Origin of the sequence: Enterococcus ureilyticus (assembly GCF_001730315.1) — a bacterium.
GTDB lineage: Bacteria > Bacillota > Bacilli > Lactobacillales > Enterococcaceae > Enterococcus_L > Enterococcus_L ureilyticus.
Genome location: NZ_MIKC01000023.1, coordinates 134,307 through 160,674, shown reverse-complemented (window position 1 = coordinate 160,674; position 26,368 = coordinate 134,307). Strand labels below are relative to the sequence as shown.

The window sequence follows — 26,368 nt, the reverse complement described above, 5'->3', positions numbered from 1 at the left end:
CGAAAGAATTACTTCTGCACCAACCGTTTATTCAAGTTCCTTTGAGGATGGGATGTGACTCTTAGAGTTACACCTGTCTTCTTTTTTATTGCTTAACCAAAACATTTTGAACACGGGGTTAAGCCTCTTGCCTGTGCTTGTTCTAAGGTTGCTTCAGTGTAAGTGCCATTACCGCATTTACGATTATGATATTTTGATCCAGTAGGTGTTACTAAAATGGTGTTTCCGACAGCTTGTGTATTTGGTACCTGTGATTCGGGAGTTTGTGCAGCGGCCGCTTGGGCTTGTTGTTCAGTAGCTTTTTGAGCTTCAGCAACTTTTTTGTCTTCTTCTTTTTGAGCAGTCAAAGTTTGTTTGACGTTATTTGCTCGGTTCGTTAAATCAGGATTGCCATTAGGTAATTCTTTGATTCTTGCAATTGCTTGATTGTAATGATCATCTGTCGGTTCCTGTTCGGCTTTTTCTACAGCTTCTCGGGCAGCAGCGATTTGTTTCTCCGCTTTTTCTTTTGCCGTGATTTTTTGTTGAACCGTTGTTAGACGCTGTACCAAAGAATCTTTATTTAAAGTAGCATTAGCAACTAGAGCAGTAGCAGAGTCTAGCTGTTCTTTTGTTTGTTTTGTTTCGGCCAATTCAACCGCTTCATAGATTGGCACATTTTCTTTTACGATGGCTAAACGCTTAGTGAAATCGGTCTGTTCCTGCGTTAAAGAAGTAATACGAGTTGAAGCTTCGTCATAATTTTTTTGGGTCGGTTTACTTTCAGCTAAAACTAAAGCAGTTTCAGCTTTTTTTAGCGTTTCTTGCTCTTGTTTCTCTTCATTTAAAAAGGCAATAAAAGCTTTTGAAGGTTTGACCTCGATGGTTTCAGCTTGATCACTATCACCGATTGACGCGACGAAAGTTAACTTTTTTGGCTGATCATCCTTCAACGTTACTTTATAAGTAAATTCACCATTTTTAGTGTTGATTTTTTCGCCATCAACAGTGATTTCACTTTGGTCATTGGTTGATCCTACGATTGTTGCGAGTCCTTGATCATTTGTTTCAATCGATTTTTCAGCGAGTTCTATTTCGGGTACAGAAGAATCTAATCCGAATGCTCCCGCAGTCAAAAGAAAACAAACGCCTGTTAAAATGAAAACTTTTTTATTCGGTTGTTTCCTAATAAGTGCTTTTACGGATAAAACGCCCCCGACGATTAACCCTACAAAACTTAAGACACCAATCATTGCTAACATCTTTCCATGTTCCTCCTTAATTTGAGAGCCCAATAGACTCATTTTTGCCGATAAATTAGTTCATAAGATCAGGTATACGAATAGACAAATTGTATCATATTATTATATAAATGGTAATTATTTACCTGCTTCAATGAAAAAAGTAAGTCATTTAAGCGTTGTAAAAAAAAATCCTGTGATAAAATGAAAATAGGAATCGTTTACGTATCTTATTAGAGAAGAGGAGAAAAATGAAAGCAGAAATCATAGCTGTTGGTACAGAGTTACTATTAGGACAAGTCGTCAATACGAATGCAACATTTTTATCAGAAGAATTAGCAGATCTAGGAATCGAGGTGTATTATCATACGGTTGTAGGAGACAATCCTCAGCGTTTAGAAAGTATTTTAGAGGAAGCACAAGAGCGAAGTGATTTAATCGTTTTATGCGGTGGATTAGGACCCACAGACGATGATTTAACCAAAGATACTGTTGCAGCACACATACACCATACCTTGATCCAAGATGAACAAGCACTTGCTCGACTTCATGAGTTTTTTGCGTTTTCAAAAAATAAAATGACAGAAAATAATTTAAGACAAACGCTGATGATTGAGGGAGGGCTCGCAGTGCAAAATCCTACAGGCCTAGCAGTTGGAACCTTGATCACCGAACAGGGGACGACATATTTGCTATTGCCAGGACCTCCGAATGAGTTAAAGCCCATGTTTCAACAATATGCTCGTCCATTATTAGAAGAGCTTTTCCCACAAGAAGAACAACTGATATCCAGAGTGCTACGCTTTTATGGCATTGGTGAATCTCAGCTCGTTACCGAGCTAAAAGAGTTGATCGATACACAAACCAATCCAACGATCGCACCATATGCTAAACCCAATGAAGTAACCTTACGCTTAACGGCTAAGAGTGGGGATGAAAAAGTCGGTCAACAGCTATTAGATAGTCTGGAAGCTAGTGTTATGGCTCTAGTAGGCGAGTATTTCTACGGCTATGGAGACGAAAATAGTTTAGCCAAGGTCACAGTAAAAGAATTGAAGAAACACAAAAAAACGATAACAGCTGCTGAAAGTTTAACAGCAGGTCTCTTCCAAAGTACGCTAGGTGATGTTCCCGGTGTCTCAGACGTTTTTAAAGGGGGATTTGTTACGTATTCTGCTGAAACAAAAGCAGCTTTTCTAGGTATTGACCGCTCGCTGCTTGAAAAAGAAGGAACAGTCAGTGAAGCTTGCGCCATTGCCATGGCTGAACAGTCAAGGATAGCAGCAGACGCAGATTTTGGTGTTTCGTTTACAGGGGTAGCAGGTCCGGATGAATTAGAAAATCAGCCAGCTGGGACTGTTTGGATCGGTTTAGCTGAAAAAGGCAAACCAACGATTGCTTTTTTACAACATTTTAATCGTGATCGTCGCTCGATTCGTCAAAGTGCTGTAATGAAGGGTCTTTCTCTAATTTTACAAGCAGTAAATAAGAAAAAATAAAAAGGCGAATGTTTGTTCGTTTTTCTCTTGCTTTTTTTAAATAAACCAGTTATGATATATTTATTGAAAAGGAATTTAAATCGTTTATATATAAGGAGGATTATCGATTGGCAGATGATCGTAAAGTGGCCTTAGATGCCGCACTAAAAAAAATCGAAAAGAACTTTGGTAAAGGTTCAGTAATGAAATTAGGGGAGAAGATCGATCAACAGATCTCAACTATTCCTAGTGGCTCTCTAGCTTTAGATGTAGCCTTAGGTGTTGGCGGCTATCCCCGCGGACGTATCGTTGAAGTTTATGGACCAGAAAGTTCTGGTAAAACAACTGTAGCGTTACACGCAATCGCGTCTGTCCAACAACAAGGCGGAACAGCCGCATTTATCGATGCGGAGCATGCGTTGGATCCTCAATATGCTCAAGCATTAGGTGTAAATATCGATGAGCTACTTCTTTCACAACCTGATACTGGTGAACAAGGCTTAGAAATCGCAGATGCATTAGTTTCCAGTGGGGCAATCGATATCGTCGTAATTGACTCTGTAGCGGCTTTAGTTCCTCGTGCTGAGATCGATGGCGAGATGGGTGCTAGTCATGTGGGGTTACAAGCACGTTTGATGTCACAGGCTTTACGTAAGCTTTCAGGTTCTATCAATAAGACTAAGACAATTGCGATCTTTATTAACCAAATTCGTGAAAAAGTCGGCGTTATGTTTGGTAACCCAGAAACAACACCGGGTGGTCGCGCCTTGAAGTTCTACGCAACAGTTCGTCTAGAAGTCAGACGTGCAGAGCAATTGAAGCAAGGTACTGACATTATCGGTAACCGCACAAAAATCAAAGTCGTTAAAAATAAAGTAGCACCACCATTTAAAGTGGCTGAAGTTGATATCATGTACGGTCAAGGAATTTCTCAAGAAGGAGAATTACTTGATATGGCTGTCGAAAAAGACATTGTTGATAAGAGCGGAGCTTGGTATAGCTACAAAGAAGAAAGAATCGGTCAAGGTCGTGAAAATGTTAAAGTCTACATGACTGAGCATCCAGAAATGGTCGAAGAAGTTTCAAAACGTGTCCGTGATGCATTTGGCATCGGTGACGGAACGGGTATTGTTGAGGAAGAACAAGCACAAGAAGAGCTTCCTCTTGACGAAGAATAATCTAGATAATAAAACAAACCCACCAAAGCTAGTATAAGCATTTTGTGGGTTTGTTTTTTCGTGTAGCGGAAATTCTGTTCCACATCGAAGCTCTTTCAATAGGAAAGGGCTTTTTTAAGTTGACACACTGGGTGACAAACATTAGAATAAAGTTGTGTGCAAAACACGTATGCAAGTAGGCATATTGATAATTGATTATAGTTTATCAGAAAACTACATGAATATTGAAAAATTGAAGATAGTACGGAGGTGGAAACAATGGGTTTAGAAATTCTCCTCGCTATCATCGGTTTAGTTGTCGGTCTTGGTTTAGGGTTAGTCGTTGCAAAATCACGTCACGAAAAGGCTATAGATGGTGCAAAGTCTTCTGCGGAAGGTATTCTTGAAAGTGCCGCTAAAGAAGCAGAAACTCTGAAAAAAGAAGCTTTATTAGAAGCTATGGAAGAAAGCCAAAAGTATCGGTTAGAAATTGAAAGTGAGTTGAAAGAAAGCAAAGTAGAACTTAAATCTCAAGAAAATCGTTTATTACAAAGAGAACAAACATTAGATCGTAAAGATGACTCTCTTGAAAAACGTGAACACTCACTGGAAGAAAAAGAAGAGAAACTTGGTGCCAAACGGCAATTAATTGATGAGCGAGAAAAAGATGTAGAAGAACTAGTTGAAAAGCAACACCAAGAAATAGAACGCATTGCTTCACTATCAAAAGACGAAGCAAAAGATATCATCATGAAATCAACTGAAGAAGAATTAAGTCATGAATTAACGGTCATGGTCAAAGAATCTGAACAACGCGCTAAAGAAGAATCAGATCGGAAAGCCAAAAATTTACTTTCTCTAGCAATTCAACGTTGTGCAGCAGATTCAGTTTCCGAAACAACAGTCTCTGTGGTTAGTTTACCTAACGATGAGATGAAAGGAAGAATCATTGGTCGTGAAGGACGTAATATTCGTACATTAGAGACCTTAACAGGAATTGATTTAATCATTGATGATACGCCGGAAGCTGTGGTACTTTCTGGATTTGATCCGATTCGTAGAGAAATCGCTCGGATGACACTTGAGAAATTGATTCAAGATGGTCGAATCCATCCAGCCCGCATTGAAGAAATGGTTGAAAAATCTCGTAAAGAAATGGATGAGCGTATCCGTGAATACGGTGAACAAGCAGCCTTTGAGGTTGGTGCGCACACATTACATCCAGACTTGATCAAAATATTGGGACGTTTACGTTTCCGCACAAGTTATGGGCAAAATGTATTGAATCACTCAATCGAAGTAGCAAAATTAACAGGTGTCTTGGCTGCAGAAATCGGTGAAGACATTCAATTAGCTAAACGTGCCGGACTATTACATGATATTGGTAAAGCGCTAGATCATGAAATTGAAGGCTCTCACGTAGAGATTGGTGCAGAATTAGCTGCTAAATACAAAGAAAATTCAACAGTCATCAATGCGATTGCATCCCATCATGGCGATGTAGAAGCAACCTCTGTTATTTCTGTCTTAGTTGCTGCAGCAGATGCATTATCAGCTGCTAGACCAGGTGCTCGTAGCGAGTCAATGGAAAACTACATCCGACGCTTAGAAAACTTAGAAAATATTTCTAATGGATTTGAAGGTGTGGAATCTAGTTTTGCAGTACAAGCCGGACGCGAAGTCCGTGTAATGGTTAAACCAGACGAAATTACAGATTTAGAAGCTGTTCGTTTAGTTCGAGATATTCGTAAGAAAATCGAAGATGACTTAGATTATCCAGGTCACATCAAAGTGACGGTTATTCGAGAAACACGTGCAGTAGATTATGCAAAATAATTAAAATGAATAAAAAAGAAGCGAGCCCTTTAAGTGTTCGCTTCTTTTTTCTGTAACAGTTAAATTAGAAAAAATTCAGAATATTTTTACTAAACTGACTATAGTATTTTAATTGCGATAACCTTAGAATTTTGTTATATTCTTTATAGCTTTTATTAAAATTGGGGGTTTTTTAGATGAAATTGAAGAAAAGTGCCTTACTAGGACTAATTGCTGTTTCAAGCATTGCCCTAGCTGCATGTGGCGGAAACGCTAAAAGTGCAGATAGTGGATCAGGCAGCGAAGAAAAAGTATTTAGATTTATTGAAAGACAAGAAATGCCAAGTGCGGATCCTTCATTAGCAACAGATGAAGTGAGTTTTGTTGCACTGAATAATGTTTATGAAGGAATTTACCGTCTAGATAAAGAGAGTAAACCTCAACCAGCTGGAGCAGCTGAAATGGCCGAAGTTAGTGAAGATGGCTTAACATACAAAATTAAATTAAGAGAAGATGCAAAATGGACAGATGATAAACCTGTAACAGCAGCAGATTTCGTGTATGGCTGGCAAAGAACAGTTGATCCTGCTACTGGATCAGAGTATGCTTATATGTTTAATTCTGTAAAAAATGCTGAAAAAATCTCTAAAGGTGAAATGAAAAAAGAAGAACTAGGGATAAAAGCCGTGAGTGATTATGAATTAGAAATTACTCTAGAAAAAGCAACACCTTACTTTGATTACCTATTAGCTTTCCCTTCATTCTTACCACAAAGACAAGATATTGCTGAAAAATATGGCAAAGATTATACAACTGCCAGCGATAAATCTGTCTACAATGGTCCTTTTACATTAACTGACTTTGATGGACCAGGAACAGATACAAGCTGGTCTTATTCAAAAAATGACAAATATTGGGATAAAGATACGGTTAAATTAGACAAAGTGGCAATCGATGTTGTAAAAGAAGCGCCAACATCATTGAACTTATTCCAAGATGGTCAAGCAGATGAAGTGCCGCTATCTGGTGAATTAGCGCAACAAATGAAAAATGACCCAAACTATATTATTTTAAAAGGTGCGTCAACATTCTATCTTGAACCAAATCAAATCGAAGAAAATTCACCTTACCGCAATGTGAACTTGCGTAAAGCGTTATCTTATGCAATCGATCGTACGGCTTTAGTTGACCAAATCTTAGCAAATGGTTCAACTGTTCCAATAGGCCTAGTTCCAGAAGGCTTAGCAGTTAATCCAAAAACAGATGAAGACTTTGCCAAAGAATCAGGAAACGAAGTCGTTTATGATGTGGATAAAGCAAAAGAATCATGGAAAAAAGCAAAAGACGAGCTAGGTATTTCAACATTATCTGTAGATTTATTGATTGATGATACCGATAATGCCAAGAAAATGGCTGAATATCTTCAAGGTTCACTGTCTGAAACATTGGATGGGTTAAAAGTATCGGTTAGTCCAGTACCGTTTTCAGTCCGTTTAGATCGTTCAAATAAAGGTGACTTCGAAATCGCTGTTAGCGCTTGGGGTGCAGATTATGCTGACCCAAGTAGTTTCCTAGATCTATTTGTAACAGGGAACTCATACAATAGAGGACATTATTCAAATCCTGAATACAATAAATTAGTAGAAGCTGCTGCAACAACCAATGCAAATGATCCAGAAGCACGTTGGAAAGACATGCTTGAGGCAGAAAAAATTATTATGGATGATATGGGCGTTATTCCGTTGTATCAAAAAGCGGAAGCACATCTTCGTTCTGAAAAAGTCAAAGATGTTGTTTACCACTCAACTGGTGCAAAATATGACTTTAAATGGACCTATATCGAAGATTAATTAATTAAAAATTAGAATGGTATTCTACTTAAAAGAGATGAGAGCAACTTATACAGTTGTCTACTCATCTCTTTTTTGTACTTTAGATTATTGGATAAGTCTTTATAATTGTAAGAGTAGTATTTTCGCCGATAAATAGTCACATGACAAATGTCATATACATCCATGACAAGATCCTCTAACGCGCGCCCTCATAATCAGATAAGATAAGGACATAAGCAAAGGGGAGAGAAAAAATGATCACAGCCACTAAACTCACAAAAATAATGAACAAAAAAACAATTTTAAACAAAGTTTCGCTAACCGTAAATAAAGGGGAAATCATTGCCTTAGTAGGTCCAAATGGTGCAGGGAAAACTACTTTGATCAATTGCTTAACAGGATTGATTCGTCCAACGGCTGGGGAAATAAGTCTCTTTGGTACAAATCCATTGAATAAAAAAAATAAAATGAAATTAGGCGTGATGCAGCAAGAAAGCACAACTTTAGAAAATGTCAAAGTCAAAGAATTACTGACTCTTTTCCGCAGTTTTTATCCAGATCCACTTTCTCTAGAAGCGTTGTTAGAGATAACGGGATTAAATGAACATCAAAATACGTATACAACGAAACTATCGGGCGGGCAAAAACGTCGGTTAACGTTTGGTTTATCAATTATCGGAAAGCCAGAACTGCTTTTTCTAGATGAACCGACAACAGGAATGGATGTGACCAGCCGTCAACTGTTCTGGGAAAAAATCAATCAGCTAAAAGAACAAGGAAAAACGATCATCCTAACCACGCATTACCTAGAAGAAATTGAAAAAGTAGCCACTCGAATTTTATTGATGAAACAAGGTGAAATCGTTCATGATGGTACTTTAGAAAGTATTCAGTCTGAAATGCTGCAAAATAAATTGAGTTTTCAGTTGTTAGACAAACATGCCGAAGTAAAACTAGCAGATTTACCTTATGTATCAACAGTCGAAAAAGTAGAAAACAACATAACGCTATACTCGTCAAACAGTGATGAAACCCTTATAGAGTTGTTCGCTACAGAAATTAAGTTTAAGAATTTATTGATTATTCCAGGGAATTTGGAGAGGGTCTTCAACACCTTAGTCGCGGGGGAAAACAAATGAACACATTGATTGTACTGACCAAAACAGATTTAAACCGCTCTTTAGTTAGGAGTAAACCATTTATCTTCTTTTCATTAGGAATGCCAGTGGGCTTTTATCTGCTATTTACTAAAGTATTTAATATGGGCGTTTCAACAGAATATATGGCTGTTTTTTATAAAGAAAGTATGATTCAAATGGCAACCTATAGCGTAATGATCAGTTCATTATTTTCCTTTTCAATGACCTTGATCGAAGATCGGAAACAAGGTGTGAAGCAGTTTTTACGTCTTTCACCTATTCCGGAGAGTATTTATTATGCGAGTAAGGTCGTAACTCAGTTTTTGATCAACAGCTTATTATTGAGCGTTATTTTTCTAGTCGGGCATTTTGTGAATGGTGTTCAAATGCCTGTCATTGCGTGGCTCACTAGTGCTGTATGGATTTTATATGGTTGTTTGCCAATCGTCGCATTAGCTACGATCGTAAGTCTTGTGAAAGACCCCAATACGGTTAGTGTACTGAACAATATGATCTTGATGCCGCTTGCAATCGTGAGCGGATTATGGTGGCCAATCAATATGTTCCCAGAAGTGATCCAAAAAATTGCGGCAGGGTTACCGACTTTTTATGCAGCACAAGGAGCAAAGCAATTAGCAGAAGGGCAGTTACCTGATGGCAAAGGAATAGTGATCATCTTCATTTATTTTGTAGGAATTATGGTATTATCAATATATCTGAATGGTCGTAAAGAAGAAGTAAAACGTTAGGGGAAAGTTATGATTGGTAAGTTTAGGTTGTATCCGAAAGAAGATGGCTTTGTTTCATTTATATGGTTGATTTTTATTTTGATTCCGATTATCGCAATGTTTCCATACGATAATTTTGATAAGCAGTTAGCACTTTTTACTTTAGGGATTTTTGTTGTAACCTATCGAAATTGTTTATTTAACGGGAAATGGTTTCCAATTTGGATGGCTTTGATGTATGGGATATCATTGTTTTATACACTATACTTTGGGTATATCTACTTGTTTATTTATCCAGCGTGGATGATCGGGTTTATTCCGATGAAGAAAAATGTCTTTAAGTATTATTATATGGCGTTATTAGGTACGTTGACACCTGTGCTGTTTAATTTAAGTAATTTACCGGAATATATGGCTCAAGATTTAAAGATCACGATGTTTGTTTATGGCTTTTTCATCTGTGCAGCACCTTTTGCGGGTCGCTCAATCCGTAAACAAGCTGAATTACGTAAACAAATGTATCAGTCTACCCAACGGATGGAATATGTGATCAAACAAGAAGAACGTTATCGAATCGCTAGAGATTTACATGATACACTGGGACAATCCTTATCGATCATGACAATCAAAACAGAGTTAGCAGGGAAGTTGTTAGATAAAGATTTAGAGTTGGCAAAAAAGGAAATCGCAGAAGTCACCGAAACTTCAAGAGGAACCCTACAAACTGTGCGGGAAATCGTTTCAAGTATGCGTCATGTGTTGATTGCTGAAGAAATGATCACGATTGAAAAAAGCTTACGGGCTGCCAAAATCATCTTATCCACAGAGGGTGAAGAATTAACAAGCGAGATTTCTACAGATATTCAAAATACCCTAAGTTATTGTTTACGTGAAAGTGTTACGAATGTGATTCGGCATAGTAAAGCAAGCCATTGTAGGATTGTTATAGAAAAAAACGCAACTGATTATACTTTTATAGTCGAAGATGATGGCAATGGAATGAAACATTCTATACAGGGCAATGGATTAACAGGGTTGCGTGAACGGATCGAAAGTATCTGTGGAGAACTCGAATTTACGCAAAAAAATGGGACGAAGGTTCAATTTACAGTTCCTATGGATAAAAAAGAGGAGACAATCAATGATTAAATTAATTATCGCAGAAGACCAAGGCTTACTCTCGTCTGCTTTGGCGACGATTTTAGGTTTGGAAGATGATTTGGACGTTGTAGGAATTGCTAAAAATGGTGTGGAGGCACTAGAATTGATTGAAAAGCATCAGCCAGACATTTGTTTGACAGATATTGAAATGCCGTTGAAAACAGGATTGGATATAGCAGAAGAATTACAGTATCAGAAGCAAAAAGTGATCATTTTGACCACGTTTGCTAGAGAAGGCTATTTTGAGCGTGCGGTTAAAGCAGAGGTATCAGGATATCTGTTAAAGGACACCCCGACAGATGAACTGATTGGAAATATTCGAGCCGTGATGCAAGGGAAAAAATTTTATTCGCCTGAACTTGTAACAGGCTTGTTTTCCCAACAAGAAAATCCTTTGACAGAACGAGAACAAGAAGTTTTACTGGCAGTTGGAGAAGGATTGTCTTCTAAAGAAATTGCAGAGAAATTATTTTTGACTGCCGGAACGGTAAGGAATTATATGTCTGAGATTTTGAGTAAATTAGATGCAAAAAATCGAATCGAAGCGGTAAGTATTGCAAAGGAAAAAGGCTGGATTTAACTTGTAGTGATAAAGAAAGCACATAGATGGAAGAGTATTTCTAATGATTGTTTGTAACACTTCGATCATCAGATTTTCACTGGATGACCGAAGTCTAAACTTACTTCTCCTTCTCAAAATTGAAATGAATCCACCAAACAACTCACAAATTCCTCATAAGAATCGGCTTTTAATAGCGAATCAATCGTTTCAGGATTATCCAACGATTCAATAATCAAATTGAAAATCTTTCGAAACTCCTTACGCTCGGACGTATTCATGGCGATCATTACGATGATTTGGACATATTCTTCGTCCCAAAGCATGGGTTCTTCATTGATCACAAAATAAAGCGACGTTTTTAAGGCATTCATCTCCATCGAATGAGGCATAGCCAAACCATTGCCAAAACTTGTGGAGGACATGTCTTCACGTCGAAGAATTTCCTCCTCAAAAGTCTGATTTACCCGCTTTAAATCAACCAAGTGATTCGTCATGTGATGGATTAGTTGATATTTGCTTTCATAGTGCCGATTTTTTTCAAATAACTCTTTAGAAAAATACTGTTCAATCACTTTTTTCATTTTTAGTTGTTGTTTCCCAAAATTGATTTTTTTGATGGACTTAGTAAGAATGTTTTTGTCTCGTTCATTGAAAAAAGGTGTTATCTTTACATAATCAACCGTATCAGGCAACGGAATACTTGAAATGATCAACTCCTGATTTAAATTAGAGATAGGCGCATCCACTTCTGTAATGATTTTCTTCAAAGTCAAAGTATCATCAAAGGACGCTAAAATCTTTTCGGAAAGGTCAACGTGCATATCGTAATAACTAGGACAAATCAAGGTAGCAAAGATTTTGCTTTGATTGATTTTTGCATGCTCAAAATAAGCCCCAATATGAAAAGCTAAATAAGTAATTTCATCTTCAGCAATTTTAGACCCTAAGTATTCTTCTAATTCATTTGAAACAAAAACGGCTAAGTCATAGACTAAAGGATAGTTTTCTTTAATTTCTTTCGTCATCGGATTTAAAGCTACCTGTTTTTCACGATTACGGCTTAATAAATTTTGCAGATGCAAAGAAAATTTGATAAAAAAGTCCTCGTCATCCAATGACAGTAAAAAAGCGTCATTGATCTTCTGCAAAATTTGATGGGCTAATTGAATACTTTCATCAGCAATATAGTCTTTTAAATCTTCTTTGATTTCAGCGTAATTCAGTAACGTCGTTTTACTTTTTAAAAGGATCGTCATATAAGAAATTTCAGTTTCTTTCAACTGGATATCATAAGTATGTTGGATGTAAGTGGCGATGGCGATAGCTGAGCGATGCTCTGCAGCAAGGCGTTCATCGATTTCAGAGACAACGGTATGGATAGTTTGATTGTTGTCATAGATTCGTTCCATTGCGACTACTATGTGCAAGATAATGCTGTTTAGCGTGTATCCATTGATATATAAGTTATTTTCATTAAGAATTCGCGTGATCATCGTTTTCAAGGCATCTAGATCATATCCATAAAAGGATGCTTGAATGGTTGCTAGGTGCAGAAATTCAGCGCTCGTTTCATGATAAAATTGTTCTCTGATCCAGACTCGTTTTTGTTCTTCTAGCCCAGTTAATTGAACCGTGTTTTCATGGTTAACAATTTTTAAGTGAAATTTGCTCAGTTCATTGTTGGCTTTACTGATCGTCCGTTCTAAAGTGGACAAGCTGACAAAAAGTTCTTCGGCTAGATCGTATTTATTGATCGGTGTTAATAAATAAATCAATTTTTCAGTTAGAATTTTTTCCCTGCTTGTTTCTCTTGTAGAAATGGTTTGAGTTTCAGTCTTAGCAATATAATACCCTTTTGATGTTGCGTGGATCAGCTTTTCAGTAACGTGTTCATTGATTTTTTTGATATAGTTTTTGATTGTTCTAGTAGAAACAGCAAAGATTTGAGCTAATTGGCTAGAGGAAGTGAGACCGTTTATTTGAAGATACTTTATTAATTGTTCTTCGGATAATTTTTTCATTTCATGCCCCTCCACTGTCTATTTCAAGATACATATATCTTGTTAATGATTGGCTTCATTATATAGTTTTAGACTAAAAGCCACAAATCAACCTTTTTCACCGTAAGCGTTTACCAGTGAAAAAAGTTGGCTTGTGTTCCTGTGACAAAATCGCGATAATTTGGGTGTGAAGTACAGAAGGAGGAAAATAGGATGACAAAGAAAAATATTTTATTAGTCTGTGGTGGCGGAGCATCTAGTGGCTTTTTAGCGCAAAGTATGAAAAAAAGTGCGAAGACACAGGGACTGCTGGTTACAGTAGAGGCCGTGGGCGATTCTGAAATCGAAGATTATATCGACGAAAAAGATGTAGTATTGTTTGGACCGCATTTGCGTTATATGGAATCGGAGTTAAAAGAAACGATGAGTGAATTTGATTCAATTCCGTATGATTTTATTCCAGATGCTTATTATGGGGCGCTAGATGGCGAAGGAACACTGAATTTCGCCTTATCTTTGATAGCGAAATAGACTAAACTATTAGGTGGGAGAAAAATGAAAAAGATTATTGATTGGATGACGAATGTCTTTGCACCGAAAGCGAATAAGATTACGAAAAATCCTTGGATTGGTGCAATTCAAGAAGCAATGACAACGGTGATGCCGATGATTTTAGTCGGCTCATTAGTAACAATTTTTGCCATTTTTGAAGAATATATTCCAGGTTTTCCAGATATTTGGCCAATTAGCAGTTTTAGTTTCGGCTTAGCTTCTATATTTGTTGCTTTTTTTATTCCCTATCTACTTTTGGAGAAAAAAAAGAAACATAAGTTAAAGAAACAAGCCGGAATGATTGGGATCGCGTTTTTCTTAATGCTGGTGTTTCCAACATTTAACGATGAGGGTGAGATTATCATTGAATTTGCTAAATTAGGTTCTGGGGGGATGTTTGCAGCAATTGTTGGGGGATTGTTTGTAGCATTTGTGATGGATAAGTTTTCTAAATTTAGTTTATTTAAAGAAGATACTATCATGCCGCCATTTTTGGTTGAAGGATTTGATAGTATTGCGCCAACATTTTTGATTTTGGGAATCGGTTGGGTGGCAATGTTCATTTTTAATATCAATCTATATGAAGGGATTTATTGGGTTTTATCACCGCTAGTCAATATGTCTCAAAGCTTCTGGGGATTTGTGTTGATCATGTTTATTCAAGCCTTTCTGTATTCATTTGGTATTAGCAGTTGGGTCTTGGAGCCTTTGTATGTACCGATCGGACTACAAGCAGTTGGGCAAAATGCAGCGGATCTAGCACGAGGAATTGATCCATCATTGATTTTAACGAATGAAACGTTACAAGGCTGGGTTTGGATCGGTGGGGCAGGTTCTACCTTGATGCTCTCGGTATTCATGCTATTTACAAAATCAAAGCGATTACGGGCAATTGGAAGATCATCGATTATTCCGTCACTATGTAATATTAACGAGCCGTTAGTCTACGGTGCACCAATCGTTTTTAATCCTATGCTGATGGTTCCAATGTGGATTTCAGGAATTGTCGTGCCGGCAATCACGTACCTGTCTTTCCAATTTGGTTGGGTCAGTATTCCGACAAAACCATTTGCCTTATGGTATTTACCAGTAGGGATTCAAACTTGGTTGATCAATGGAGATCTGAACGGATTAATTTTGTTAACGGTTTCTTTGGCTGCAACAGGAGTTATTTACTATCCATTTTTGAAAGTATATGACAATCAAATTTATAAAGAAGAATTGCTGAAAGTGGAGGAATCTTAGGATGACACAAGATGAAATAAATGAAGTAGCGATGCAAATGATCTTACATGCCGGAAATGGGCGTAATTTGATCAAAGAAGCATTAGAAAAAATGGATGAAGATTTCTTTGTGGAAGGGGAAGCGCAGCTGAAAGACGCAAAAAAAGAATTAAATCTAGCCCATAATGCTCAAACGAAAGTCGTACAATACAGTATGGAAAATCCTGTCGACATCAATTTACTCTTTACCCATGCACAAGATACCTTGATGACCATTTTAAGTGAATATAACATCGCAAAACAATTGTTTAAACTATACTATAAAATCAGTAAAATTGGAGGTTAAGAAGATGCCTTCATTTCCAGAAAAATTTTTATGGGGAGCATCCACGGCTGCTTATCAAGTAGAAGGAGCTTATTTAGAAGAGGGGAAAAGCCTATCTGTCGTCGATGAAAGTATCGCTCCTGAATATGCAGATACGAGTATTGCCAGTGATCACTATCATCGCTTTAAGGAAGATGTCAGTTTGATGAAAGAACTGGGATTGAAAGCCTATCGCTTTAGTATTGCTTGGACTAGGATTTTACCGAATGGGAGAGGACAGGTGAATCAAGCGGGGGTCGATTTTTATAATGAATTGATCGATGAATTAGTTAACAATCAAATTGAACCGATTGTAACAATTTACCACTTTGATTTACCAGTTGTTTTACAAAAGGAGTATGGTGGATTTAGTTCAAGAAAAATTATTCCAGATTTTATTGAGTATTGTCGTGTATTATTTGAATTATTTGGTGATCGGGTCAACTATTGGTTGACGATCAATGAGCAAAGTAATATGTTTTTACTCCCTTACTTGATTTCATTTACTGAAAATAGTGATCAATCCAAGCTGAAACAAAAGTATGAAATGAATCACATCATGACGTTGGCGCATGCGAGTGCGGTTAAACTATGTCATGAGCTTTTACCAAATGCCAAAATTGGTCCGGCGCTGGGAATCTCACCGATCTATCCTAAGACCTGTGATCCAAAAGATATACTAGCTGCTGAAAAAGCCGAAGAATTACGAAATACCTTCTTTTTAGAGTTGTATTGCAACGGCCGCTATTTACCTACTATGCAAGCATATATGCGGGGAAATGATTGTTTGCCAACTATTGAAGCAGGAGATCTAACACTGATCAAAGAAGGAAAATGTGATTTTCTAGGGATCAATTATTATGATAGTAAAACGGTTGAGCATGTAACGGAACAAGACCGTACAAAAGAGCTTGTAATCAATAAAGACGGTCAGGCGGGAACAACTGAAAAAGAAGTGGTTGAGGGAGTTTATAAAGGATGTAGTAATCCGTATTTAGAGCGGAATGATTGGGATTGGGAAATTGATCCGATCGGCTTGCGCGTTACCTTGAATCGTATTTATCAACGGTATCAACTACCACTGCTGATTACAGAAAATGGGGTGGGCGCAATTGATACACTGACTGAAGAGAAAAAAATCCATGATACTTATCGCAGTGATTATTTGAAAAAGCATGTAGAACAAGTTTGTTTCGCAATTGTTCAAGATGGGATAGAGATTTTTGGTTTCTGTCCGTGGTCATTTATTGACTTGGTTAGTACCACAAGTGGTTTTAGAAAACGGTATGGATTTGTTTATGTGGATCGGACGGATACTGCGCTTAGAGAATTGACTAGACATCGAAAAGACAGTTTTTATTGGTATCAAGGAGTTATTAGGAGTAATGGAAAAGTGTTGTAACTATAAATAAAAAAACAGATCAGATTCTATTTGGGGGAGAATCTGATCTGTTTTTTTGAGTTAGCGGGTATTCTTTAATAGACAAGGTCACTCTATAGCTGAGAATCTCCCGGTTAATTCTCATTAAAAATATCTGTCACTTTCTTCCCCAACGAAGTAGCAATATTAAGCGCTAGAGAATCAGAAGGTTTGTATTTTCCCTTTTCTATACTTTGAATCGTTTGGATCGAAACATTTACTTTATTCGCAAGCTCCTCTTGAGTTAGCTCTTGACTGGTTCTAGTTTCTTGTAAATTATTTTTGTTTTTGATTGTTTTTTTCATAGAATGCTCCTCTCTTTTTTATCGTTATTTTTGGTAATAAATAGTGAGCGTAAAATAAAAACAGTAAAATTTAATTATAAAATATATACTAAAACGCTCTTTTTGTGTTATATTTAGTACGTAGCATTAAGCTGCACCGAAAGAAATTGCTTTCTTTCCTAATCGACTTCTAGCATGAATAACTTCCCCAAATTTTATGATTGCTAGGAGTCGTTTCATTCAAGTCACATATGCTCATACTAAGGTTGCAAAAACTGTTTTCTTCTAACAGATTGTCTAATAGAAAAGACTTGTTGGGGACAATAAATGCTACTTAATATATAATATCAGATATTTCAATGTTTACAAACATATTATTCGACTATTTGTTAAAAATGAAGGATATTTCTTGTACTATTTTAGTAAAAAAATGAAATGAAGTGTAAAGCTAGCGCCGGAGCTGTTAAAATCGGCTAAATAAAAAGACTGTTTTAGTTATATTTGCAAAAAATATTAGTACTTGCTCTTACTGTTTTTAACTTTTCCACGTTAGGATCAATGCCCGCCTCTTCCTTTCCTTGCCAAAAACCTCTATAATAACGATAGAAATTAAAAGAGAAGAGGAAGTTTTTTGCGTATATTATTTATAGGAGATGTCGTCGGTTCACTAGGACGTGACACGATCAGCACGTATTTACCAAAACTAAAGAAAAAATATCGTCCGCAGGTAACGATTTTGAATGGTGAGAATGCAGCCGCAGGTCGAGGGATCACAGGTAAGATCTATAAGAAATTTCTACAAGACGGTGTAGACGTCGTCACTTTGGGAAATCATACCTGGGATAATAAAGATATCTTTGACTTTATCGAGGATGCCAAAAAAATGATCCGTCCAGCGAATTTTCCAGAAGGAACACCTGGCCAAGGGATGGTATTTGTCAAAGTCAATCAATTAGAGTTAGCAGTCATAAATATGCAAGCGCGTGTTTTCATGGCAGATATAGATGATCCATTTCGCAAAGCAGAAGAATTGATTACAGAAGCTCGCAAAAGGACACCATTGATTTTTGTTGATTTTCATGGAGAAACCACTAGTGAAAAGCAAGCGATGGGATGGTTTTTAGATGGGAAGGTCAGTGCTGTTGTGGGGACCCACACGCATGTGCAAACCAATGATGCGCGAATTTTACCAGCAGGGACAGCTTTTTTAAGTGATGTTGGGATGACTGGACCGTATGACGGTATTTTAGGCATGAAGCGTGGACCAATCATTGAGAAATTCAGAACAGCGTTGCCGAAACGTTTTGAAGTCGTTGAGGAAGGTCGGAGCTTGTTGTCTGCTTGTGTGATTGATATTGATGATCAAACAGGTCAAGCCAAAAAGATCGAACCGATCCAAATCAGTGATGATCGTCCGTTTGAAGAATAAACCGGAGATATTTAACGAACGATAAGGAGTAGCGGCTCTATCGTTGGAAGGATGAACAAACCACCGTAAGCTTCTAAAAAAATGACAGAAATTTCATATAAAATCAGGAACAACAAAGAAGCTAGTGCTGCGGTACTAGTAATCAGGCAATTTGGATAAATAGGTTGTTCTCCCTATTTGGGGCTTCATTTACTGGATTTTACCAGTGGATGAAGCGCCTTTTTTTACTCGTTTGTAGTTGGAAGGAGAAGATACCAATCAATAAACGTAGGAAAGTTCGGGTGAAAGAATTGGATCATCGTATAAAAGCCAAGCAAGACAATTTAGAAAAATAAGTAAAAGCAAACGGCTTGAAGTCACGTGGATAGTAATGGGATGAAAAGAGAGGAACCTTTATTTTAGCGTTGTTCACCAACGCAAGTAAAATTCAAAAAATCCCATACTTTTATCAAATTTGTCCGTTTTTCAGGACTCATTCGACAATTCAAATTCTTTCCCACGATACTATTGACTCTTCCGATATCTTTAGGTTAGAATAAATTTACAACATAAAATAAAAAAGGCGCCCTGTCAGAAGACGGTAATCTTCAAAACAGAGCCCTGTATTATCAGCCAAAACTAATAATACAAGTTGCCTCGTCAATAGATTTCATTGACTAACCTTATTGTACTAAAAGTAAGAAGAGATTTCCAATCTTTTTTAATTACTTAGTACTGTTAGTGGATGGTTATTTAACGAACGCTTCATGGTATTAGTAGCTGACTAATATCATTTTTTTGTGTTTAACATCAGGTAATTAGAGCGAAAAACAAAATAAAAAGGCACTCTGTACAAGGGCGGTAACCCAAATACAGAGCCTCATATTATCAGCCAAAACTAATAATATAAGTTGCCGAAGTCAATATTTTCATATCAACTCTTTTATTTTACTCAATTTTTGTAAGAAATACTAGTGTTTTTTACAATTCTTGTGTAGGTTGAAGCAGTTGATGGTTATTTGTTGCACTTTTGCGCGGTATTAGTTGGTAGCTAATGCCGTCTTTTTTCGCTCTTTTTATATATCGTAAGCACCTTTCTCTCCTTTCAAATACGACTCCTTTCGTATTTGCATTCTACCAACTGGTGTTTACGATCGGGTATCTTGGGAGTGATCGCTACCAGACATTTGTCATTCAATCAAAAAAGGCAGCTGAGTCAATGCGTACAAAATAGGACAGAACAAACAGAACCAGTAAATAATTTCCAACCCGATTGAATGAAAAAATGCTCCGTTCTACTCTTAGGATAGCCATCCCCTCAATACTTGATTTAGCGGAAAATCAAGTATTGAGTAAAAAATGCGCAAGCGACCAGAACTTGCGCATATCAAGCAGTTGCTTATCGTATTGTCACAACCAACCATTTTTTGCTATCACATGGTAAGCAACTGCTTGTTTTTATCCATTTGACTATTTTCATCGAATCTCTTCTAATTTTATGGACTAATTCTTTCACAATTATACCTCCATCCTCTCCAGCAAAAAGGTTAGCTTATCCACTCTATCTACAGATTGAATATTCCTACCATCCAGAATATACGAGCAATGACAACTGTTGTTCTTTCTTTGTATCTACTTCTTTTTATTCTTGGCTAAAAATAGATGTCTTCTTGTGGTACACTATAAAATGAACGTATTTATACTGTATTATGAGAGGAGTTGATCGCTTGTCAGAAACTAAAAATGATCCGCAACAAGCTAGTAACATTGCCAGTGGTTTCGTCATGCCATTTGCTACACCCTATGCAGGAAGTAGCGAGTCTTTGTCTATCTCAGATGGGCCTGCATCAAAAGATATTACAACCATTCTTACACAGACAAAATCAATCATGAGCACATTTGAACAGAGCTTAAAAACGGATGCCGATAATATTCTATCGATCAGTGCAACATATGAACAAACCAATCAGGCTTTAGTAGATGTGGTGACGCATGGATAAAAAAAGAACGATGGCGGATGTCTCAAAACAAGTATCGGCGCTAGAAGACGAGAGATATACTAGTCAAAAAAAGAAAAAATTGTGGGAAGAATACCAAGAACATTGGGCGTACCTACAACGAGAAGAACAAGCAATACTGGAAGAAGTAGCGTATTTAAGTCAAGGAACGGTCGCGATAAATCATGCGACACAACAACTGACTTATTTTGAAGAAGAACAACGCTCCTTTGCACGAACGTTTGATTCTATCGATGAGCACTTTGAGCAGAAGGAAAAAGAATTTTATGTTCGAGAAGATCAGCTGACGGAAGCTTATTACGACGCGAAGAAGCAGGAGGAGGCGACCGATGACGAAATTTAACTATTCCGAAGTCCAAGGTGTCTTTACAAGTTCTCAATCGGATCGCGTCGCATGTTTAGCTAATTTTTCGATGGTGGAAGCAACAGTATCAGAATTTAGTGCAACAGGAGCCTTAACGGGACCAGGTTGGGATTCAGCCAAACAAGCACTCGCCCCATATGCAATTGTAACCAAGGCATTGTATAATTATCATTGTGACTTTGGCGAAACCTATACGGCCTTCTTAGCGGATTTTGAAGGAGAAGTAGGCGAAACGGGAAAAACTTTAAACACGGAAGAGCTAAGACAGCTACAAGACAAGCTGAATCATATTCAGCAAGAGAAGCAGGATTTGTTAGAAAAGATTGCAGGAAATATAGCACTTGAAATTCTCGGTGGCTATGGCGTGATGGCAAAAGATTTCCAACTAAACAGTACAAAAAAAGAAATTGAACTGCTTGAAAAATATGAAACATTTGAAAATGCTCATGCAGGAGATTTTACAGCGATCGTCTCAACCGGAGGAGACGTGGCAGCCGCATTAAATGATTTAGGAAAAAGTAAATCGTTTAACGCAAAAACAGGAACATATACGTATTCCGATCTTACAACTAAGAATTGGTATGCCAAGCTAACGAAGTACAATGAGGATAGCCCATCGCAACGAATAGAAATAGTAAAAACCGACAAATATGGCTATGGCTTGAAGGTCTATCTAAACGGAAAGTATAGTGAACAAGCCTCAGCGAACCTGATATATGCCCAATCGAAAGAAGGCATGAAGAAATTAGGGATTGCATTAACCAACATGGCTGGAGAAATGACCGGAATGTATAGTCTCTATCGCTTATTCACTGGAACAGATCCCGTCACAGGAAGCAAAGTAAGCCGACTAGAAGCAGGACTGTGGGTCGCATTATTATTACTTCCACAAGCAAAAATGGTAGAAGCAGTCAAAACATTACGAGCAGGAGATCGGGCCTTGGCAGGAGCCGCCTTAACGGAAGCGGATCTAATGATACTAAGTAAAGCCGGCTATTTTGATGATGTTGCTAAGATTAATAAGATTGAGAAAGCTAGTGGGGCTGGAAAAACGAGTAAAGAAGTTGAAATAATTAATAAGAATGGTAGCCCTCTTGGGGAATTTGATGAAATTGATTTAAACAAAGGAATCTTTTATGAAGATAAAACTGCAAAAGGTTTGGATGTAGTCAATCCTAGAACTGGATTACCAACTCAAACACCTCAGCAATTTGCAGATAAACAAATTTATCAAAAAACTGTAAATAGAATTAAAAACTTGGATATTGCAGATGCCACTAGACCGACAGTAAATGGTAGTCAATCTATTCCTTCCTTGCAAGAAATAAAAGAAATTAAAAAATTTGTGTTTAGGCTCGACGGTAATAGTGCAGAATTGCAAAGCGCTGTAAATCAAAGTATTAAAAAATTACAATCTGAATTTCCAGATTATACATTTGAAGTTATATTTGGGGGTAAATAGAATATGTCAATCGGTATTATAATTGATGAACCAAAAAATGAGGAAGAACAATTGTTTTTTATTCCAGTTGCAACAGAAGAATCTTTTACTAATTATTGGTTAAAAGCTTCCAACGAACTGCAATTGAGCTGGGTTCCTATTTTTGAAACAGGAATAGTTATTGAGAAGGAAGATACGCCAGTGGTTCTAAAAGAAATAAAACTTGTTAAGGAATGGATCGAAAAAAATGTTGAAAATGTAGATACAAAGATTGACTTGCAGAAAAGAATCAACTATATTTTAGAAACTTTACCAAAAGCATTTGAGAATGAAGATATAAAGCTATATGTAGGATGATAATAAAAAAGGTACTTTACTATCTGATTGGCACTTGATAGTGGTAGTAAAGCTTTTGTTAGTAAGCTCGAACGCACTAATCAAGTTGCCAGTAGCTAACAAAAGCTAACTATATTTAAAGAAGCGAATGAACTTTGTCGCTTCTTTTTTTAGTTTTAGGGCGTAAGTCACAGTCCCGAGAAATCCAGTGGGTCTGATAATCTGTTAAAATATAATTTAATAAAATACAATAACTCGAGCCGATCCCAACGAATAGAAATAGTAAAAACCGACAAATATGGCTATGGATTGAAGGTCTATCTAAACGGGAAGTATAGGGAACAAGCCTTAGCGAACCTGATGTATGCCCAATCGAAAGAAGGCATGAAGAAATTAGGGATTGCATTAACCAACATGGCTGGAGAAATGACCGGAATGTATAGTCTCTATCGCTTATTCACTGGGACAGATCCCGTCACAGGAAGCAAAGTAAGCCGACTAGAAGCAGGACTGTGGGTCGCATTATTATTACTTCCACAAGCAAAAATGGTAGAAGCAGTCAAAACATTACGAGCAGGAGATCGGGCCTTGGCAGGAGCCGCCTTAACGGAAGCGGATCTAATGATACTAAGTAAAGCCGGCTATTTTGATGATGTTGCTAAGATTAATAAGATTGAGAAGGCTAGTGGGGCTGGTGTTCCAAAGAACTCAACAAATAGTGCTCAATATCAAAAATATAAAAATGAGTTAATGAAAGGTGATATACTCGAAAACTCAAAACCAATCATATCTGGTTCTGATTTAAAAGACCCTAAAGTAATTTCTGAACTTACTAAGAATGGAAGCTCCATGTCTGACTGGGCGAAAATGGAGTCAACATATAGTTATGAAACTTCAATGGGGAAAGGGAAAATTCACTATTATCATAATTTGAAAACTGGTGAAATTAGTTTTTATGATGTGAAAATGAAAGTACCAATTCCTAAAGACCTTAAAATTAGGGAAGGGCTTACTGATGATTTTTGGATTATAGACTTAGATAATAATTTCATACTGAAGGGGGTCAGATAATATGATTGTAAAAGCAATTTCTAATAAAGAAAATAGAGATATTATTATTAATAAACTCTATCCAGTTCTTATAAAAAAAGAGGATGAAATTAGAATAGTTGATGATTTTGGCGGATTATCAATATATGAACTTAAGGATTTTCAAGTTTACAAAGAAAATAGTAGTTCGTATATTAAGGATATGAATTCTTTAGTTTATGATCTAATTGATTATCCAACTTTTTTAGAGAATTATTACAATGATGACAAAAAAGCTAGAAATGATGTAGATAAGAGCCAATTAAACATCTTTGAAGAGGATTTAAATGAAGATGAGCTCATTGAATTAATTACATCAGAATATTATTCAAGTGATGAAAAAATTATATTTATTGAAGTAGTAGAAGATAAAATGAATGACAAATCAGTCAAAATATTAGCTGAATATTTCCAAAAAAATCACAATATAGAACCAACAATGTTGTTGCCTATTTGTAAACTTCTATCTAAGTATCAAAACCAAGAAGTTTATGATTTATTTTTAAATTTTATTAGCGATGATACAATTAATAATGATTCTATGCAAAATATAATTATTGATTATTTCAACAATTATAATTAAAAAAAGCACTTTACTATCTGATTGGCGTTGGATAGTAAAGCCTTGACTAGTAATCTGTAACGCACTGATCAAGTTACCAATAGCTACCAAAAGCTAGCTATATTTAAAGAAGCGAATGAACTTTGTCGCTTCTTTTTCTATTTTTAGGGCGTAAGTCACAATCCCGAGAAAGCCAGTGGGTCTGATAATCTGTTAAAATACAATAACTCGAGCCCGTCCCAACGAATAGAAATAGTAAAAACCGACAAATATGGCTATGGCTTGAAGGTCCATCTAAACGGGAAGTATAGTGAACAAGCCTCAGCGAACCTGATATATGCCCAATCGAAAGAAGGCATGAAGAAATTAGGGATTGCATTAACCAACATGGCTGGAGAAATGACCGGAATGTATAGTCTCTATCGCTTATTCACTGGAACAGATCCCGTCACAGGAAGCAAAGTAAGCCGACTAGAAGCAGGACTGTGGGTCGCATTATTATTACTTCCACAAGCAAAAATGGTAGAAGCAGTCAAAACATTACGAGCAGGAGATCGGGCCTTGGCAGGAGCCGCCTTAACGGAAGCGGATCTAATGATACTAAGTAAAGCCGGTTATTTTGATGATGTTGCTAAGATTAATAAGATTGAGAAGGTTAGTGGACTTGGAAAGAATATTGAAAATGTTAACCCTTCGGAAATTAGGTTCAGTCAAACTTCTGTAAATGGTTCAGATGAAATTATTGCTAGTATGAAAGCGAATGGTTGGAAAGGAGACCCAATTGATGTTGTGAGAATGCCTGATGGTAGTTTGACGACTCTTGATAACACAAGAGTTGCAGCAGCTAGAGAGGTTGGAATAGACGTTCAAGCCACGGTTAGAAATTATGATGACCTTTTACCTCCCGATATGGTTGCAAGGTTTACAACACCTAAAGGAGTCCCTAAGACATGGGGAGAAGCTACTGATTTGAGAATTGGAAAACAAAAAGCTAGTTTCAGAAATAATAATCCAATGGAATCATTTGATTTAGAAAAAATGAAATAGAAAGTGTAGGTGGTTAATTTGTGCAATTTTTATATGGAAGAAATTAATTTTGAATATCCCGAATCATATGAAAAACTAATAGATTTAGGATTAGTAAATTTTGACATTTGGTTTTTGATGGAAAAAGAACAAGCTTCAAGTATTTATAATGGCATGCGAGATAGGTATCCAAATCGGAAGTTGATTCCGTTTGCTAAGAGGGCTGATAATGATGATACTGCTTGTTTTGAAATTGGTAAAGGAAGTAAAATTCAATTAATTCATGATTTCACTACGGAAGGTTTTGAACAAAGAGGTGAATTTGAGGACTTATGGGAATGGGTAGAATCTGCTGTTAAAACAATGGTTGAATATAATCGGGAGGAAGAAATTGTCTAATGAAATAAACTATACAAAATTGAGTAAAGAAGTTTCTTATGCATTGCGTCATGCTCCATGGGAATATGAGTTAGAACTAGATAAAAATGGTTGGGTGCCAATTGACCAATTATTACAAGCGTTACATCAGTCTACCGAATGGCAAAATGTAGAATTTGATGATTTAAAAGAAATGATTGAAAAATCAGAAAAAAAGAGGCATGAAATCAAAGAGGATAGTATTCGAGCATTGTATGGACACTCTGTTCCAATGAAAATAGTAAAAGAAGAAGCCAATCCTCCTAAAATTCTGTATCATGGAACTGCACATAATCTTTTATCTGAAATTGAAAAGAATGGTTTATCTCCTATGTCTCGACAATATGTTCATTTATCCGAAGATATAGAGACAGCTATTTTAGTAGGGAAAAGAAAAGAGAAAAATCCGATTATTTTAGTGATTAATACAGAAAATGCTAGAGCGAAAGGAACAAAGTTCTATTTGGGAAATGAAAAAGTTTGGTTAGCAGATAGTATTCCATCAGAATTTATAGAAGTATTTACACAAAAATAAAAAGGTGCTTTACTATCTGATTGGAGTTGAAGAGTAAAAGCTTGAATAGTAAGCTTTAAACTCACCAATCAAGTTGCCAATAGCTAACAAAAGCTAGCTGTATTTAAAGAAGCGAATGAACTTTGTCGCTTCTTTTTTTAGTTTTAGGGCGTAAGTCACAATCCGGAGAAATCCAGTGGGTCTGATAATCTGTTAAAATACAATAACTCGAGTCCATCGCAACGAATAGAAATAGT

General features: G+C 36.7%; 25 protein-coding genes. 22 read left to right on the top strand and 3 right to left on the bottom strand.

Annotation, left to right across the window (positions count from 1 at the left end; all coding sequences use genetic code 11):
- Positions 1–92: 92 nt before the first annotated feature.
- Entirely contained in the window at positions 93–1,241 is a 1,149-nt protein-coding gene (locus BCR24_RS09845) for a PspA/IM30 family protein (protein WP_069640379.1), read from the bottom strand.
- 230 nt (positions 1,242–1,471) lie between these two features.
- On the opposite strand from BCR24_RS09845, the gene BCR24_RS09840 reads away from it, so the two are divergent.
- The 8 genes from BCR24_RS09840 (at position 1,472) to BCR24_RS09805 (ending at position 11,110) form a co-directional block, all read left to right on the top strand.
- Positions 1,472–2,719, top strand: a complete 1,248-nt coding sequence (locus BCR24_RS09840) for a competence/damage-inducible protein A (protein WP_069640378.1) — start codon at positions 1,472–1,474, stop codon at positions 2,717–2,719.
- A gap of 107 nt (positions 2,720–2,826) precedes the next feature.
- Complete coding sequence (gene recA / locus BCR24_RS09835) at positions 2,827–3,876, top strand: recombinase RecA (protein WP_069640377.1); 1,050 nt, start codon at positions 2,827–2,829, stop codon at positions 3,874–3,876.
- A 258-nt stretch (positions 3,877–4,134) separates the two neighbouring features.
- On the top strand, positions 4,135–5,691 hold the full coding sequence (gene rny / locus BCR24_RS09830) for a ribonuclease Y (protein ID WP_069640376.1): 1,557 nt from the start codon (positions 4,135–4,137) through the stop codon (positions 5,689–5,691).
- A 176-nt stretch (positions 5,692–5,867) separates the two neighbouring features.
- Positions 5,868–7,520: a peptide ABC transporter substrate-binding protein gene (locus tag BCR24_RS09825; protein WP_083244378.1), complete on the top strand. Its 1,653-nt coding sequence runs from the start codon at positions 5,868–5,870 to the stop codon at positions 7,518–7,520.
- Between the two features lie 236 nt (positions 7,521–7,756).
- A complete protein-coding gene (locus BCR24_RS09820) occupies positions 7,757–8,641 on the top strand; it encodes an ABC transporter ATP-binding protein (RefSeq protein WP_069640375.1) in 885 nt (294 codons plus the stop codon).
- On the top strand, positions 8,638–9,390 hold the full coding sequence (locus tag BCR24_RS09815) for an ABC transporter permease (protein ID WP_069640374.1): 753 nt from the start codon (positions 8,638–8,640) through the stop codon (positions 9,388–9,390). Before BCR24_RS09820 ends, BCR24_RS09815 begins: the two co-directional genes overlap by 4 nt.
- Positions 9,391–9,399: 9 nt before the next feature.
- Positions 9,400–10,518 (top strand): sensor histidine kinase, encoded by a 1,119-nt coding sequence (locus tag BCR24_RS09810; protein ID WP_069640373.1) that lies wholly within the window; start codon positions 9,400–9,402, stop codon positions 10,516–10,518.
- On the top strand, positions 10,511–11,110 hold the full coding sequence (locus BCR24_RS09805; RefSeq protein WP_069640372.1) for a response regulator transcription factor: 600 nt from the start codon (positions 10,511–10,513) through the stop codon (positions 11,108–11,110). Before BCR24_RS09810 ends, BCR24_RS09805 begins: the two co-directional genes overlap by 8 nt.
- 113 nt (positions 11,111–11,223) lie before the next feature.
- Here the strand turns inward: BCR24_RS09805 and BCR24_RS09800 are convergent, their stop codons facing one another.
- On the bottom strand, positions 11,224–13,113 hold the full coding sequence (locus BCR24_RS09800) for a BglG family transcription antiterminator (protein WP_069640371.1): 1,890 nt from the start codon (positions 13,111–13,113) through the stop codon (positions 11,224–11,226).
- Positions 13,114–13,305: 192 nt separating this feature from the next.
- Between BCR24_RS09800 and BCR24_RS09795 the strand changes: the two genes are divergently transcribed.
- From BCR24_RS09795 to BCR24_RS09780, 4 genes are read left to right on the top strand one after another with little or no spacing between them, the layout of a single operon-like run.
- Positions 13,306–13,623: a PTS sugar transporter subunit IIB gene (locus BCR24_RS09795; protein ID WP_069640370.1), complete on the top strand. Its 318-nt coding sequence runs from the start codon at positions 13,306–13,308 to the stop codon at positions 13,621–13,623.
- A gap of 24 nt (positions 13,624–13,647) precedes the next feature.
- Positions 13,648–14,889, top strand: a complete 1,242-nt coding sequence (locus BCR24_RS09790) for a PTS sugar transporter subunit IIC (RefSeq protein ID WP_069640369.1) — start codon at positions 13,648–13,650, stop codon at positions 14,887–14,889.
- A gap of 1 nt (position 14,890) precedes the next feature.
- On the top strand, positions 14,891–15,214 hold the full coding sequence (locus BCR24_RS09785) for a PTS sugar transporter subunit IIA (RefSeq protein WP_069640368.1): 324 nt from the start codon (positions 14,891–14,893) through the stop codon (positions 15,212–15,214).
- Positions 15,215–15,218: 4 nt separating this feature from the next.
- Positions 15,219–16,634, top strand: coding sequence for a glycoside hydrolase family 1 protein (locus tag BCR24_RS09780; RefSeq protein WP_069640367.1), 1,416 nt, complete (start codon positions 15,219–15,221; stop codon positions 16,632–16,634).
- A 113-nt stretch (positions 16,635–16,747) separates the two neighbouring features.
- Here the strand turns inward: BCR24_RS09780 and BCR24_RS09775 are convergent, their stop codons facing one another.
- A complete protein-coding gene (locus BCR24_RS09775; RefSeq protein ID WP_069640366.1) occupies positions 16,748–16,957 on the bottom strand; it encodes a helix-turn-helix transcriptional regulator in 210 nt (69 codons plus the stop codon).
- A gap of 610 nt (positions 16,958–17,567) precedes the next feature.
- Here BCR24_RS09775 and BCR24_RS09770 point away from each other — a divergent pair.
- From BCR24_RS09770 to BCR24_RS09725, 10 genes are all read left to right on the top strand, one after another.
- Entirely contained in the window at positions 17,568–18,365 is a 798-nt protein-coding gene (locus BCR24_RS09770) for a TIGR00282 family metallophosphoesterase (protein WP_069640365.1), read from the top strand.
- Positions 18,366–20,071: 1,706 nt separating this feature from the next.
- Complete coding sequence (locus BCR24_RS09765) at positions 20,072–20,344, top strand: DUF3130 family protein (protein WP_069640364.1); 273 nt, start codon at positions 20,072–20,074, stop codon at positions 20,342–20,344.
- Positions 20,337–20,705 (top strand): hypothetical protein, encoded by a 369-nt coding sequence (locus tag BCR24_RS09760; protein WP_069640363.1) that lies wholly within the window; start codon positions 20,337–20,339, stop codon positions 20,703–20,705. Before BCR24_RS09765 ends, BCR24_RS09760 begins: the two co-directional genes overlap by 8 nt.
- Positions 20,692–22,188 (top strand): pre-toxin TG domain-containing protein, encoded by a 1,497-nt coding sequence (locus BCR24_RS09755; RefSeq protein WP_069640362.1) that lies wholly within the window; start codon positions 20,692–20,694, stop codon positions 22,186–22,188. The genes BCR24_RS09760 and BCR24_RS09755 overlap by 14 nt, the downstream gene beginning before the upstream one ends.
- 3 nt (positions 22,189–22,191) lie before the next feature.
- On the top strand, positions 22,192–22,524 hold the full coding sequence (locus BCR24_RS09750) for a hypothetical protein (RefSeq protein WP_069640361.1): 333 nt from the start codon (positions 22,192–22,194) through the stop codon (positions 22,522–22,524).
- Positions 22,525–22,812: 288 nt separating this feature from the next.
- Complete coding sequence (locus BCR24_RS09745) at positions 22,813–23,574, top strand: pre-toxin TG domain-containing protein (protein ID WP_141707049.1); 762 nt, start codon at positions 22,813–22,815, stop codon at positions 23,572–23,574.
- A 1-nt stretch (position 23,575) separates the two neighbouring features.
- The gene (locus tag BCR24_RS09740) at positions 23,576–24,175 is read left to right on the top strand and encodes a hypothetical protein (protein ID WP_069640359.1); all 600 of its coding nucleotides are present in this window, start codon (positions 23,576–23,578) and stop codon (positions 24,173–24,175) included.
- Between the two features lie 336 nt (positions 24,176–24,511).
- Positions 24,512–25,201, top strand: a complete 690-nt coding sequence (locus tag BCR24_RS16505) for a pre-toxin TG domain-containing protein (RefSeq protein ID WP_083244377.1) — start codon at positions 24,512–24,514, stop codon at positions 25,199–25,201.
- 33 nt (positions 25,202–25,234) lie between these two features.
- On the top strand, positions 25,235–25,579 hold the full coding sequence (locus tag BCR24_RS09730) for a hypothetical protein (protein WP_239574170.1): 345 nt from the start codon (positions 25,235–25,237) through the stop codon (positions 25,577–25,579).
- Complete coding sequence (locus tag BCR24_RS09725; protein ID WP_069640357.1) at positions 25,572–26,132, top strand: RNA 2'-phosphotransferase; 561 nt, start codon at positions 25,572–25,574, stop codon at positions 26,130–26,132. The genes BCR24_RS09730 and BCR24_RS09725 overlap by 8 nt, the downstream gene beginning before the upstream one ends.
- Positions 26,133–26,368: the final 236 nt, after the last annotated feature.

Excerpts from the sequence above, each read along its gene's own strand:
- BCR24_RS16505 (WP_083244377.1), top strand. The coding sequence starts at position 24,512 with ATGAAGAAATTAGGGATTGCATTAACCAACATGGCTGGAGAAATGACC.
- BCR24_RS09795 (WP_069640370.1), top strand. The coding sequence starts at position 13,306 with ATGACAAAGAAAAATATTTTATTAGTCTGTGGTGGCGGAGCATCTAGT.
- BCR24_RS09780 (WP_069640367.1), top strand. The coding sequence starts at position 15,219 with ATGCCTTCATTTCCAGAAAAATTTTTATGGGGAGCATCCACGGCTGCT.
- BCR24_RS09840 (WP_069640378.1), top strand. The coding sequence starts at position 1,472 with ATGAAAGCAGAAATCATAGCTGTTGGTACAGAGTTACTATTAGGACAA.
- BCR24_RS09815 (WP_069640374.1), top strand. The coding sequence starts at position 8,638 with ATGAACACATTGATTGTACTGACCAAAACAGATTTAAACCGCTCTTTA.
- BCR24_RS09730 (WP_239574170.1), top strand. The coding sequence starts at position 25,235 with ATGGAAGAAATTAATTTTGAATATCCCGAATCATATGAAAAACTAATA.
- BCR24_RS09845 (WP_069640379.1), bottom strand. The coding sequence starts at position 1,241 with ATGTTAGCAATGATTGGTGTCTTAAGTTTTGTAGGGTTAATCGTCGGG.
- BCR24_RS09785 (WP_069640368.1), top strand. The coding sequence starts at position 14,891 with ATGACACAAGATGAAATAAATGAAGTAGCGATGCAAATGATCTTACAT.
- BCR24_RS09750 (WP_069640361.1), top strand. The coding sequence starts at position 22,192 with ATGTCAATCGGTATTATAATTGATGAACCAAAAAATGAGGAAGAACAA.
- BCR24_RS09825 (WP_083244378.1), top strand. The coding sequence starts at position 5,868 with ATGAAATTGAAGAAAAGTGCCTTACTAGGACTAATTGCTGTTTCAAGC.
- BCR24_RS09790 (WP_069640369.1), top strand. The coding sequence starts at position 13,648 with ATGAAAAAGATTATTGATTGGATGACGAATGTCTTTGCACCGAAAGCG.
- BCR24_RS09820 (WP_069640375.1), top strand. The coding sequence starts at position 7,757 with ATGATCACAGCCACTAAACTCACAAAAATAATGAACAAAAAAACAATT.
- BCR24_RS09805 (WP_069640372.1), top strand. The coding sequence starts at position 10,511 with ATGATTAAATTAATTATCGCAGAAGACCAAGGCTTACTCTCGTCTGCT.
- rny (WP_069640376.1), top strand. The coding sequence starts at position 4,135 with ATGGGTTTAGAAATTCTCCTCGCTATCATCGGTTTAGTTGTCGGTCTT.
- BCR24_RS09810 (WP_069640373.1), top strand. The coding sequence starts at position 9,400 with ATGATTGGTAAGTTTAGGTTGTATCCGAAAGAAGATGGCTTTGTTTCA.
- BCR24_RS09740 (WP_069640359.1), top strand. The coding sequence starts at position 23,576 with ATGATTGTAAAAGCAATTTCTAATAAAGAAAATAGAGATATTATTATT.
- BCR24_RS09755 (WP_069640362.1), top strand. The coding sequence starts at position 20,692 with ATGACGAAATTTAACTATTCCGAAGTCCAAGGTGTCTTTACAAGTTCT.
- BCR24_RS09800 (WP_069640371.1), bottom strand. The coding sequence starts at position 13,113 with ATGAAAAAATTATCCGAAGAACAATTAATAAAGTATCTTCAAATAAAC.
- BCR24_RS09775 (WP_069640366.1), bottom strand. The coding sequence starts at position 16,957 with ATGAAAAAAACAATCAAAAACAAAAATAATTTACAAGAAACTAGAACC.
- BCR24_RS09760 (WP_069640363.1), top strand. The coding sequence starts at position 20,337 with ATGGATAAAAAAAGAACGATGGCGGATGTCTCAAAACAAGTATCGGCG.